The organism is Myxococcus xanthus (assembly GCF_013116825.1).
Taxonomy (GTDB): Bacteria; Myxococcota; Myxococcia; order Myxococcales; family Myxococcaceae; genus Myxococcus; species Myxococcus xanthus_B.
Genome location: NZ_JABFNS010000189.1, coordinates 1 through 13,154, shown reverse-complemented (window position 1 = coordinate 13,154; position 13,154 = coordinate 1). Strand labels below are relative to the sequence as shown.

8 protein-coding genes and 1 pseudogene are annotated in these 13,154 nt (G+C 71.2%); 1 reads left to right on the top strand and 8 read right to left on the bottom strand.

Annotation, left to right across the window (positions count from 1 at the left end):
* From HNV26_RS34440 to opgC, 7 genes are all read right to left on the bottom strand, one after another.
* A partial coding sequence (locus tag HNV26_RS34440) for an excinuclease ABC subunit UvrA (RefSeq protein WP_171452969.1) occupies positions 1–2,468 on the bottom strand: 2,468 nt, incomplete at its 3' end.
* A gap of 117 nt (positions 2,469–2,585) precedes the next feature.
* Positions 2,586–3,944, bottom strand: coding sequence for a sensor histidine kinase (locus HNV26_RS34435; RefSeq protein ID WP_171445133.1), 1,359 nt, complete (start codon positions 3,942–3,944; stop codon positions 2,586–2,588).
* Positions 3,941–4,621: a response regulator transcription factor gene (locus tag HNV26_RS34430; protein ID WP_171445134.1), complete on the bottom strand. Its 681-nt coding sequence runs from the start codon at positions 4,619–4,621 to the stop codon at positions 3,941–3,943. Before HNV26_RS34430 ends, HNV26_RS34435 begins: the two co-directional genes overlap by 4 nt.
* A gap of 22 nt (positions 4,622–4,643) precedes the next feature.
* A complete protein-coding gene (locus HNV26_RS34425; RefSeq protein WP_171445135.1) occupies positions 4,644–7,733 on the bottom strand; it encodes an efflux RND transporter permease subunit in 3,090 nt (1,029 codons plus the stop codon).
* Positions 7,730–8,839 (bottom strand): efflux RND transporter periplasmic adaptor subunit, encoded by a 1,110-nt coding sequence (locus tag HNV26_RS34420; RefSeq protein WP_171445136.1) that lies wholly within the window; start codon positions 8,837–8,839, stop codon positions 7,730–7,732. The genes HNV26_RS34425 and HNV26_RS34420 overlap by 4 nt, the downstream gene beginning before the upstream one ends.
* Entirely contained in the window at positions 8,836–10,044 is a 1,209-nt protein-coding gene (locus tag HNV26_RS34415; protein ID WP_216613011.1) for a TolC family protein, read from the bottom strand. Before HNV26_RS34415 ends, HNV26_RS34420 begins: the two co-directional genes overlap by 4 nt.
* A gap of 70 nt (positions 10,045–10,114) precedes the next feature.
* Entirely contained in the window at positions 10,115–11,227 is a 1,113-nt protein-coding gene (gene opgC, locus HNV26_RS34410; protein ID WP_253817324.1) for an OpgC domain-containing protein, read from the bottom strand.
* 355 nt (positions 11,228–11,582) lie between these two features.
* Between opgC and HNV26_RS34405 the strand changes: the two genes are divergently transcribed.
* On the top strand, positions 11,583–12,941 hold the full coding sequence (locus HNV26_RS34405) for a hypothetical protein (protein ID WP_253817323.1): 1,359 nt from the start codon (positions 11,583–11,585) through the stop codon (positions 12,939–12,941).
* Between the two features lie 12 nt (positions 12,942–12,953).
* On the opposite strand, the pseudogene HNV26_RS34400 reads toward HNV26_RS34405, so the two are convergent.
* Positions 12,954–13,154 (bottom strand): annotated as a pseudogene (locus tag HNV26_RS34400) (tetracycline resistance MFS efflux pump); the annotation flags it as partial.

The window sequence follows — 13,154 nt, the reverse complement described above, 5'->3', positions numbered from 1 at the left end:
AGACAGCCCTTGTCCCCAGCGCCCGGGCCCATGTCGATGACCCAGTCGCTGGCGGCCACCACGCGCATGTCGTGCTCGACGAGGATGACGGTGTTGCCGGAGGCCACCAGCCCCTCCAACTGCGCCATCAGCTTGTCCACGTCGGAGGGGTGCAGGCCCGTGGTGGGCTCGTCCAGCACGTACAGCGAGCTGCCGCGCTGGGCCCGCTGAAGCTCCGTGGCCAGCTTGATGCGTTGGGCCTCGCCGCCGGACAACTCCGTCGCGGGCTGCCCCAGCCGCAGGTATCCCAACCCCACCTCCCGCAGGACGGCGAGCGGCCGCTGCACCAGCGGATCCTCGCTGAAGAAGTCGTGGGCCGCGTCCACCGTCATGCCCAGCACCTCGGCGATGCTCTTGCCCCGGTACTGAATCTCCAGCGTCTTGGCGTTGTAGCGGGCCCCCTGGCACGTGGGGCACGGCGCGTAGACGCTGGGCAGGAAGAGCAGCTCCACGCTGACGAAGCCCTCGCCCTCGCACGTCTCGCAGCGGCCCTTGGCCACGTTGAAGGAGAAGCGCCCCACGTCGTAACGCCGGGAGCGTGCGGCGGGCGTCGCGGCGAAGAGCTTGCGGACGGCGTCAAACAGCCCCGTGTACGTCGCCAGGTTGGAGCGCGGCGTGCGTCCAATGGGCTTCTGGTCCACCTGCACCAGGCGCTTGATGCCCTCCATGCCGGAGGCAATCCTGCCGCCGGTGGTGTGGATGACCGTGCGCTCCAGCGCCTCTGCCTCGTCCTCGCTCTCCGGCACCGCATGGCCCAGGTGCCCGGCCACCAACTCCACCAGGACCTGGCTCACGAGGCTCGACTTCCCGGAGCCGGAGACGCCCGTCACCGTGGTGAGGACGCCCAGCGGGAAGTCGACGTCCAGTGCCTTCAGGTTGTTGCGCGACACGCCCTCCAGGCGCAGCCAGCCCTTGGGCGAACGCCGCGTGCCGCGGTGCTTCTCCGCGTCGCCGAAGAGATAGCGCCGCGTCCGGGACGCCTTCACCGCCTTCAGACCTTCGAGCGGGCCGCTGTAGAGAATCTGTCCGCCCTGCTCCCCCGCGTCGGGCCCCACGTCGACAATCCAGTCCGCGTGGCGGATGACATCCACCTCGTGCTCCACCACGAACAGCGAGTTGCCTGAGCCCTTGAGCTGGTCCAGCGCCTTCAGCAGCGCCGCGGTGTCCGCGGGGTGCAGCCCGGCGGACGGCTCATCGAGCAAGTACACCACGCCGAACAGGTTGGAGCGCACCTGCGTGGCCAGCCGCAGGCGCTGGAGCTCGCCAGGAGACAGCGTAGGCGTGCCGCGCTCGAGCGACAGGTAGCCCAGGCCCAGCTCCGTCAGGACGTTGACGCGCGCCAACACGTCATGGGCGATGCGCTGGGCCACCAGCGCCTTCTCCGGATGGGCACGGGCAAGCGCCGTCACGTCCTTGGCCGTCCCATCCGCCACGGGCGCGAGCAGGTCCATGAGCTGACTGAGCGGCAGACGCGACAGTTCGCCGATGTCGAGCCCCGCGAAGGTGACGGACAGGGACTCGCGGCGCAGGCGCTTCCCGTGGCAGTCGGGGCAGTCGCCGCTCACCATGTACTGCGAGACGCGCCGCTTCATCAGCGCGCTCTGTGTCGTGGCGAAGGTCTGGAGCACGTAGCGCCGGGCGCCCGTGAAGGTGCCCATGTAGCTGGGCGGCGCCTTGCGCTTGAGGGCCCGCTGCGTCTCGGCCGGAGTGAAGCCCGCGTAGACGGGCACCGTGGGCTGCTCGTCCGTGAAGAGAATCCAGTCGCGGTCCTTCTTCGGCAGCTCGCGCCACGGCCGGTCGACGTCGTAGCCGAGCGTCACCAGGATGTCGCGCAGGTTCTGGCCGTGCCACGCGGGTGGCCAGGCGGCAATCGCCCGCTCCCGGATGGTGAGCGAGTCATCCGGCACCATCGACTTCTCGGTGGCGTCGTAGATGCGGCCCAGCCCGTGGCACTTGGGGCACGCGCCCGCGGGCGTGTTGGGCGAAAACGCATCCGAATCCAGGTGCGGCTGGCCGCGTGGATACGTGCCCGCGCGCGAGTACAGCAGCCTCAACGAGTTCGCCAACGTCGTCACGCTCCCCACGGACGATCGCGTGGTGGGCGCGCCGCGGTGCTGCTGGAGCGCCACGGCAGGGGGCAGCCCGTCGATGGCGTCGACCTCCGGCACACCGGCCTGGTCGATGAGACGGCGCGCATAGGGGGCCACGGATTCGAAGTACCGCCGCTGCGCTTCCGCGTAGAGCGTGCCGAAGGCCAGCGACGACTTGCCCGAGCCCGACACGCCGGTGAACACGACGAACGCGTCACGAGGAATCCGGACGTCGATGTTCTTCAGGTTGTGCTGGCGGGCGCCGCGCACCTCCACGAAACCATGCTCGGGGGTACCTGACGAATCGGATCGCTGCTTCGAACGACGAGCCCTGGCCATACGCCCCACGCTGTGTTGTCGGAAGGGATGAACTCCGGCGGCGTTGTACCGGAGGCGGATGTGGGAGACACGCGCGAACCCGGGCCACGGCCCGGGCCCCGACGAACGCTCCCGGGCTCACCGGCCAGGCAGCGTCAGCAGCACCCGCGCGCCCGGCCCCGGGCTTTCCACCACGCGCGCGTCGCCGCCATGGCCCCGCGCCACCTCTCGCACGAGACTGAGTCCCAGCCCCACGCCCCCCGCGTCCCGCTCCAGGCGGTGGAAAGGCGTGAAGACGTCCTCACGGTGCGTCTCCGGGATGCCGCGCCCCTCGTCCTGGACAGCGACTTCCCAATGCGCGTCCCGGTGCGCCAGCTCCAGCCGCACCTCGGACCCACGTGGCGCGTAGCGGAGGGCGTTGGCCAACAGGTTGTCCACCGCTCGACGAACGGCCATCGCGTCCATCCGGCAGTCGGCCACGTCGGGGCCCACCACGCGCAGCGACACACCGCGACGGTCCGCCTCCGCCCATGCCCCCGCGACGGCTTCGTCGAGCAGCCCGCGCAAATCCCCCTGCTGCAAATCGAGGGCGCCGCCCGCCGCCGACAGCTCCAGCAGCGCACCAGCCACGCTGGCCAGCCGGTCCACCTCGCGCCGGTTCTCCTCCAGCACGGTGCGCAACTCCTCCGCGCCACGCTCGCGCCGCAGCGCCAGGTCCAAGCCGGTGCGCATGAGGGCCAGCGGCGTTCGCAGCTCGTGCGCGGCGCGCGCGATGAGGCGTTCTTGCGCTTCACGCGCCGCGCGCACGCGCACCGCGGCCTCGGTCAGCGCCAGGCGCACCTCCATGATTTCGTCCCGGGGCTCGTCCACGGGCACGGGGGCCGCCATGCCTCCGTCGCGCGAGCGAGCCACCTGGTCCGCGATACCGTGAAGCCGTCGCGCCAGCCCCCTCGCCTGCCAGCCCTGGATGCCAATCAGCACCCCGCCCAGGAGCAGCGCCAGCACAGTGGCGACGGTGGTGAACGTGCCCACCGCCTGGTCCACCGTCCCCAGGGACGCCACCAACTGCAGGACATGGGGCACGCCCTTCGGCGAGCGCACCTGCACCGTCAGCACGCGAAGCCGCAGGCCCGTGGCCAGGCGCTGCGTCTCCAGCCGCGACGTGGGCCCGTCCTCGGGCAGCACCCGCTCGTAGACGGTGGGTGACTCGGGCGGGAAGACGGACAGCAGCGTCCCATCCGGCCCGTAGAGCCGGGTCGCGGGGACGAAGGCACGCACCTCTCCCGCCAACGGGGAGGGCTCCACGTGCAGATGCGGGCGCCCATCCGGAGCGTCGAAGAGGCTCACGCTCTCCGCCGCGGCTTGCGACAGCAAGGCTTCGTCCAGGGTCCGCTCGAGCACCACGCGGAACACCTGGACGGCCACGCCCAGCGCGGCGACCACCGCCACCACGGGCACCACCGCGCCCCACAGCCACATCCGCCGGACCAACCTCACCGAGCGCCCTCAATCACCAACCGGAAGCCCACCCCACGCACCGCCTGGATGGTCACCCCCTCCGCGCCCACCTCGGTCAGCTTCGCGCGCACGTAGCCCACGTAGACGTCCACGATGTTGGGAGGCCCATCGAAGCTGGGGCCCCACACCTTCGCCAGCAGGCTGGAGCGGGTGTGGACCTCGCCCGCGCGCGAAGCCAGCTCCCCCAGCAGGGCGAACTCGCGGCCCGTCAACGCGACCTCGCGGTCGCCACACGTCAACATCCGCCGCCGGGCATCGATGTGGATGGCCCCTCCGCCCCAGGACTGCGTCTGGCCCTCGGAGCGGCGGTGCAGCGCCTCCAGGCGCGCGAGCAGCTCCTCGAAGGCAAAGGGCTTCACCAGGTAGTCATCCGCGCCAGCGCGCAGGCCCGTCACCCGCTCCCCCACCGTGCCGCGTGCGGTGAGCATCAGCACCGGCGTCATCAAGCCGCGTTCGCGCCAGCGCCGCAGCAGCGCCACGCCATCCATGCCGGGCAGGGCCCAGTCGAGGATGATGGCGTCGTAGGCCACCTCGCCTGCCTGGTCGAGCGCGTCCTCCGCCGTGCGGCAGGTGTCCACGAGGTGGCCCTCTTCCCCGAGCCCCCGCCGGAGCAGGTTCGCCATCCGCTCCTCGTCTTCCACCAGCAGCAGCCTCACGGCACCAGCCTCCTTCACCCCATCATGCACGCGCCTGCGTGCGCGTCCTACCCGCGAACCATGGGTAGAGTGTGGGGAGGATGACCAGGGTCAGCAGCGTGGAGGTGACGAGCCCGCCCACCACCACCGTGGCCAGGGGCCGCTGCACCTCGGCGCCCACCCCGCGAGCGAGCATCATCGGGATGAAGCCCAGCGCCGCCACCAGCGCCGTCATCAGCACGGGCCGGGCGCGCTCGCGGGCCGCCATCACCACCGCCTCACCGGGAGCATGGCCGTCCGCTTCGAGCCGCTGTTCGCGCGACATCAGCACGACGCCGTTGAGCACCGCGATGCCGGACAGCGCGATGAAGCCCACCGCCGCGGAGATGGACACGGGCAGGTCCCTGGCCGCCAGCGCCATCATCCCACCCACGCAAGCGAAGGGGACGTTGGCGAAGATGGCCAAGGCAGGACGCATGCGGCGGAAGGCGAATAGCAGCACGGCGAAGATGAGGAGGGCCACGGCGGGAAGCACCAGCGAAAGCCTTTGCCGTGCCTCCGTCAAGGTCTCGTACTGACCGCCCCACTCGAGCCGATAGCCATCAGGCGGAGCGAGCGACTGCTCCACGCGGATCCGTGCCCGCTCCACCACCGTCCCCAGGTCCGCACCTCGCACGTTGAAGCCCACCACCAGCCGGCGCTGGCCCCCTTCCCGGCTCACCAGCCCGGGCGAGGAAGTCAACCGCACGTCCGCCACGCGGGAGAGCGGCACCAGGCCTCCCGTCTCCGTGGGGACGGGCAGCTCGGCCAGGGAGAAGGCATCGGACGCGCCCGTCAACCGCAGGACGATGGGCACGCGCACCGCCCCATCCCAGGTGGCGCCCACCTCCACGCCACTGCGCACCGCGCTCACCGCCTCCAGCACATCGACCGCGCCCAGGCCCACGCGGGCCGAATCGAGCGGGCGAGGCGTCACCTCCAAGAGCGGCACCTCCGGCGGAGCGAGCACGCGCACGTCCACTGCCCCCGGCTCCTGGCTCAACAGCGCCGCGGCCCGGCGAGCAAGGACCCCGAGTTCGGTCAGGTCCTCGCCGTAGATGCTGAGCGCCACGTCCGTCACCGCGCCCCCGAGCAGTTCGTTGAAGCGCATCTGGATGGGCTGCGTGAAGGCCGGGTCTCCACCTGGGACACGGGCCTCCAGCACTTGCCCCATCTCCTCGATGAGCGACTCACGGGTGAGCCCGGGCCGCCACGCGTCCCGCGGCGCCAACGACACGAAGACGTCCGCCATCTCCAAGCCCATGATGTCCGTGGCCACCGCGGGGCTGCCCACGCGCGAGACGACCTGGCGGACCTCCGGAATCGCTTCGAGGAGGACTCGCTCCATCCGGCCCGCCTCGCTCACCGCCGCGTCCAGGCTGATGTCGGGGACACGCGTGGTTTGAATCACCATGTCGCCTTCGTCCAGCTGCGGCGTGAACTCCGTGCCCGCGTGAGCGAAGACCCACCCACCCACGGCCAACAGGAACACGGCGACGGCGGCCACGGGCACGCGCCGGCGCACGCTCTGACGCAACGCCGGGGCGTAGAGACGCTCGAACCAGCGGACCAGCAGTGGCTCACGCGCGGGGACGTGCTCGGGGCGAATGAGCCAACTCGCGGCGGCGGGGATGAAGGTCAACGACAGCAGCAGCGCGGTGCCCAGCGCGAAGACGACGGTCATCGCCATGGGCCGGAACATCTTCCCGTCCACGCCTCGCAGGGACAGGATGGGCAGGTACACGAGCAGGATGATGAGCACGGAGAAGAAGACGGGACGGGCCAGGGACACGGCCGTCTCCTCGACGTGCTCACGGGGCGAACGCTGTTTCTCCTCCGGCGACAGATGCGCCAACCGGTGGAACAGGCCCTCCACCATCACCACCGCGCCATCCACCAGCAGGCCGAAGTCGATGGCTCCCAGGCTCATCAGGTTGCCGGGGATGTCCAGCGCCACCATGGCGGTGGTCGCGCCCAGCATGGACAACGGAATGGCGGAAGCGACCAGCAGGCCGGCGCGCACGCTGCCGAGCAACAGGAAGAGGACGCCCACGACGAGCAGCCCTCCTTCCAGCAGGTTCTTGCCCACGGTGCGCACCGTGCCGCGCACCAACGTGGCGCGGTCGTAGACGACGTCCAACCGCACGTCCTCGGGCAGCAGCGCTCGCACATCGGGGAGCGCGTCGGAGATGGCGCCCGTCACGGCGAGCGCATTGGCATCCCGGAGCATCTGCACCATGACGTAGACCGTCTCGCCGCGCCCATTGGAGGTGGCGCTGCCAATGCGAGGCAGCGCGCCTTCGGTGACCTCGGCCACGTCGCCCAGGCGCACGGCCGTGGCCCCAGGCCGGGGAATCAACGCCTCCGCCAGGTCGGCCGGCACCCGAGGCCGCGCCACGGCGCGAATCAGGACGTGGCGCTCTCCCACCGGGAGGCTCGCGCCCGGAGCGCTGCCGGTGGCTCGCTCCAGCGCGTCACGCAACTGCGCGAGCGTCACGCCCCGCTGGGCCAGCCGCACCGCGTCCGCGCGCACCTCCAGCGTGCGCTGGTGGCCTCCCCAACTGTTGACCTCCACCACGCCCGGCACCGTACGCAGGCGGGGCGCCACGCGAAACTGCGTCAGCTCGAGCAACTGCGCGCCCGTGCGCTCCGGCGAGGACAGCGTGAAGTGAAAGACTTCGCCCAACCCACCGGTGAGCGGACCCAGCTCCGGTGGGTCCACGCCCGGGGGCAGCGTGGAGCCGAGCACGTTGAGGCGCTCCTGCACCAGTTGCCGGGCCCGGTACGGGTCCACGCCGTCCTCGAACACGGCGGTGACAGAGGAAATGCCATAGCGGGACAGGCTGCGCTGCTCCTCGAGTCCGGGCATGCCACCCAGGGCCACCTCCACCGGCCGCGTCACCAGCCGCTCCACCTCCTCGGGCGTCAGGCCGGGCGCACGCGTGAGAACGAGCACCTGGTTGGTGGTGATGTCCGGCATCGCGTCCAGCTCCAGGCGGAGCGACACCGCGACGCCCGCCAGCGCGAGCACGCCCGTGAGGGCCAGGACCCAGACCCGGTGACGCACCGACCAGCGCACGAGGGCTTCAATCACGGCGTCACCTCATCGCCGTCACCGGCCTGCGACTCCAACAGCAGCGCCGCGCCGTCAGCGGCGACCGCGTCCCGGGCAGACAGCGGCCCTTTCACCAAAGCCTCCGCGCCGGAGGTGGCCAGCACCTCTACCTCCCGGCGCACGGGCTGCCCCTCGCCGCCGCGCGTGAAGACGACCGTGCGCGCACTGTCGAAGGCCAGGGCGCGCGCGGGGACCAGCACCGTGTCCTCGCCCGCCGCGGCCTGGATGCGCAACCGGCCACCCTGCCCCGCGCGCAGCACGGCGGCGGTGTCCTCTGGCTCGAACCACGCGCGCCACGTTCCGTCCGAGGCGTCCACGACCGGGGACTGGCCCACCCACCGCACCGGAACAACGATGCCCTGGGCCGGCACGAAGGCGAAACTGGCGCCCTCGGGAGGACGCACGGACAGCCGGGCCTCCAAGCGCGTGGGGCCGTCGGCAGCCACCCGCACCAAGGCGGCGCTGGCCTCGGGCTGCATCTCCCCCAGCACCGCGCGCACCTCGGTGACAATTCCTCCGATGGGGCTCTTGAGCCAGACGGTGCCGCGCTCCGCCACGCCCCGGGCTTCCCCAGGAGCGATGCCCGCCACGCGCAACACCGCGTGCGCCGCGACCAGGGCGGCGCGGGCCTCGGCCTGTTGCGTCTGGGCATCGGCCAGGTCGGGCAGCTTCGCCAGGCCCTGGGCATGAAGCGCCTCCAGGCGTTCCACCTGCCGCGAATAGGCCTCCAGCCGCAGCGAGGCGGCGCTGGCGGCCCCCGCCGCCTCCACCACCTCCGGCATCAACACCTCCACCAGCGGGTCTCCCGCCTTGACCTGCTGGCCCGGCCGCGCGCGCACCTGCTGCACCCGGGCGCGGAACGGCGCGGAGAGCGCGGCGACGGCGTCCGGGCTGGACAGCACCAGCGCGGGGGCCTCCGCCAGGGCCACGCGAGACGCCGCGCGCACGGGCACCCACGCCGAAGCCGCGGAGGAGCGCGCGGGGGGCGGCGCGGGAGGAACCTCCGCGGTGGAGGAACCGGACGTGCACGCCCCGGACAGGACGAACATCGGAACAGCGACGAAACGGCGGACGAAGGGCGTCATGGCAGAGCGGAGAGCAGGAGGTGGAGCCGCGCGGCGGCGAGCGAGGCTTCGCCACGGGCGAGCGCGAGCCGGATGTTGGCGGCGGCCCGGGCGCGGCGGGCGCGCAGGACGTCAGGCAGCGTGCTCTGGCCCGCGCGCAGCAACACGTCGGCCAGCCGCGCGGCCTCTTCGGCCTTGGGCGCAAGGGACTTCTCGACGACGGAGAGCTGCGCCGCGGTCTGCTCGCGCTCACGGAACGCCAGGGCCAGCTCCGAGGAGGCGCGCAGCGCGGCTTCCTGGGCCTCGCCCTCCAGACGTTCAGCGGAGGCGAGGAGCGCGCCACGCTCGCGTTGCCCCGCGTCGAACATCGGCGGCGTCACGCCCACCATCAGCAGGCCACTGAGCCCACCGTAGTACTCACGCACGCCCTGCGCGCCCACAGTCACCTGCCAGCCCCGCGCGGCCCGGACCTCCGCCGCGCGGGCCCGCTCCGCCCCCCCCAGCAGGCGCCGGGCCTCCGCCTCTGGAAGCTCCGAGGCGCGCGCCAGCCACCGCGCTTCTTCGGAAGGCGGCGGCAACGCCACTTCCGGCAGTTCCTCCGCGACCACCAGGTGCGCATCGGGCTGACGGCCCACCAGCACCGCCAACGACAGCCGCGCGTGGGTCACCTCCGCCTCGCGAGCCAGGAGCGCCAACTGGGCCTCGGCCTCGAACCCTTCCGCTTCGGCCAGCTCCAACCGGGTGGCGCCGCCCAGCGCCAGCGCATCCGCGACAGAGGTGCGCAGCGCACCCGCCAACGTCGCTTCCTGCGCGGCCGTCGCCGCAACCTGCTGGGCCGACCAGAGCGTCAGCCAGGCCCGCGCCACCTCCAGCCGACGGTTCAGCAGCGCGGCCACGGCCTCCCGCTCCAGCGCCCGGGTCTCCGCGCTCGCCGCGTCGCGCTGAGCCCCCGCCAGGTTCGACAGGAAGAGCGGTTGCTCCACCGACACCGTCAGCTCGAAGCCTGAGCCCTCGGGCTGGGCGCGCCGCCCCGGAACCACGCTGAGCGTGGGGTTGGCGGCGAGCCACGGCAACCGCGAGTCCCACACACGCCGCGTTTCCACGGCGCGCGCCAGGCTCGCGGGCAGCGCGGCTTTCGCGGCCAGCGCCTGGGACTCGGCGAAGGTGAGTGGAGGGGACTCTCGCGCTGGCGCCGCGGCGAGGAGTGTGACGAGAAGGACCCACATGCCGCGCACCCTAGGGAGGACGCGCGCATGCCGTTTGAGGGCATTCTGAGAGAATTCTCAGAGAAGCCCCCTATGGGGTCTGACTGTCGCGCAGCGCGGCCGCCTGTCTGCACGCCACCAGCAGCATCACGGTGAACGTGGCCACCAGCACGACGACCTCTTCCCAGTCGGCCAGCGGGTCCTCGTTCTCATTGAGCAGCGCCAGGCTGAGCAGGCACAGCACCAGGTGCACGGAGAACACGGGCAGGGACGCACGGCCCAGCGCCTCCAGCACGCGGGGGCGCAGCCAGCGGAACACCTTGGGGCTCAGCCAGCTCGCCAGCAGCGCCACGGCCAGGAAGTTCACCAGCCGAACGGGCGCCAGGGTCCACTTGTCGACGAGAGCGCCATACAGGTCCAGGTCGATGCTGAAGATGCCCACCTGGTAGCGCATCAGCAGCAACGCCACGCTCACCACCAGCGCCCCGCTGAGCAGCACGGGCGAGACGACCTCACGCTTCTCCGGCGCCGTGGCACGGCCCACGCCCAGCCACACACCCAGCACCCACAGGAACTGCCAGGCGAAGAAGTCGAAGGCCCCCGACAGCTCGATGCGCAGCGGCGGCCACGGCAGCACCGGGATGAACACCAGCAAATCGTAGAGCGCGCGCTTCAAGCCCAGCTGCGCCGACAACCACACCAACCCGCTCAGACACAGGATGCGCGTCCACCCCGCCTTGCGCGCGCCCAGCAGGATGAAGGGCGTCAGCAACAGCAGCACGACGTAGAGCGGGAGGATGTCGAGCAGCGGTGGACAGTAGAGCAGGAACAAGCTGCTCCACAGCGCGGTAACGGGGTCCTCGTGGAAGAAGCCCAGCAGGTTGTGGATGGCGGGACGGTGCGTCGCCATGCCCAACGTCCCGATGACCGCGAACGCGAAGGCCAGCAGCGCCACGTGGTAGCCGTAGACCTTGAGCGCCCGCTGCCAGAGGCTGCGCCACAGCAGGTTCGGATCCGCCGCTTCAATCTTGTTGGCGTACACCACGCCCACGAGGAACGCGGACAGGAAGACGAAACCCTCGGCCGCGGAGACGAATCCGAATGGCTGGTTGCTGATCGTGTTCAGTCGCGTTGGCAGGTGCGTCAGCGTCATCAACACGAGCAGGATTCCGCGCAGGATGTCGAGCTCGGGTCTGCGATTCATGTGGACGAAGGTCGGCTTGAAGGGTGCTCGGGTCAGGTGGGCCGTTGAGGATGCCCTCAATGGAGGATTCCACACTGTCCATAACCCATTCCGACAGAACAGGCCCAGCGCCCGCACACAGGGCGCCCCCCTCCAAGGAAGCACCCACGGCCACATCGCCGTCACCACACACGGAGTCCGTGTAACAGCGAGCACAACGCACACGCACGCTCCGTAACTGGCTAGGCTGCGGACGCCTCGGGCCCACCGGGCGCCGCCGCCAGTGGCAGCGCATCCAGGTCAGGCCCCGCGGCTGCACGGCGGGCCGGTCATGGCCCTCTCACTGCCCGGCCTCGCCGGGTACAGGAGAACCTGGATGCTCACATCGAAGAATCCCCAGCGCTTTCTGCACGCGGCACTCCTCTGCGCCCTGTCCTGGAGCGGCCAGGCGATGGCCTCCGGCGCGGAGGCGCTTGCCTCCACCGACGCGAAGGCACGGATCCATCCCCAGAACGCGAGGGCCCTGTTGCGCGCGGAGCGCCTCCTCGCGTCCGAGCCCCACTTCCTCCCCCCGCCCCTGCCTGACTGTCCCGGGATGATCGACCACGGCGTCGTCCGGCTCGGCGTCGCGCCCGCGGGGCACCTGAACCTCCCCTGCCCCACCAACACGGTCTCCAGCGGCACCTTCGGCACCCGCACGATTGGCTTGCGCTACCTGCCCACCAACGGCGAGGCCGCCGCGCCCGGGAGCGCGTGTGAGGGCTGGGGCGTCGCGAGCGCCGACCTGGGCATCTCCGGCTACAGCTCCGCGGACTGCGGCGCGTCCTCCAACCTCACGGTGGAGATCAACGCGCCATCGCCCATCTCCACCATGTCGGTGGTGCGCGTGGGGAACACGTTCCGGGTGACGCACATCTACACGCCGTCGCCGGTGACGAACCATCTGTACCAGGTGGACGTCCTCATCGAGAACATCGGCACGGCCTTCATCTCCGACCTGCGCTACACGCGCGGCATCGACTACGACATCCTGCCCAACACCTTCTCCGAATACGTCACCGTCGCGGGCACCGCGGGCAACCCCTGGGTGGTGAGCGCGGTCGACAACAACTTCGTGTCACTGGACCCGCTGGCCATCAACTACTCGCTCATGGGCGGCACGGGTGACTTCACCAACGTGGGCCCGGGTGACCTGGGCGCGCAGTTCGACTTCCGGCTGGGCTCGCTCGCCGTCGGACAGGTCCGCTCCTTCCGGACGTTCTACGGCGCCGCGGGCAACCAGGCTGACGCGCTCAACGCCCTGTCCGCCGTGGGCGCGACCACGTACTCGCTGGCCAAGGGAAATTGGAACGGCACCGGAGACCCGCTGAGCCCCACCGGCGCACCCACGGGGACGTTCGGCGCGACCACCGGCCAGCCGAACACCTTCATGTATGGCTTCCGCCCGCCGGAGTCGCCGACGAGCTGCACGGTGGAGTGCCCCGGCTTCCTGTCCCACGGCGTCTACACCGTGGACCACTCGGGTGACCTGGACCGCTGCGTCGTCAACGGCCAATACGCGAACAACACCGTGGCCGTCACCCACCTGTTCGGCGAACGCGTCGAGTTCACCTGCAGCGACTACGGCAGCCCGCATGGCAATCCGTGCAACGTCGGCCCCGGCGCCGACACCTGCAACCTGGCGGCCTTCCAGAGCCTGTGCAGCAGCCCGACGTTCGCGCGGTACTGCCTGTAAGCGGCCCCGCGCTCAGACCTTCAAGCTCGACTGCGGCGGCGCGTCCGGAACGCGCCGCCGCAGGAGCGAAGCTCCCACCAACAGCGCGACGCCCGCCGCCACCGCCCCACTGGTGAAGGGCGCACCAGGCCCCAGCCGCGAATAGAGGAAGCCGCTCCACACCGGCCCCACCACGCGCGCGAGCCCGCCCGCCGACTGCACCACCCCCAGCAC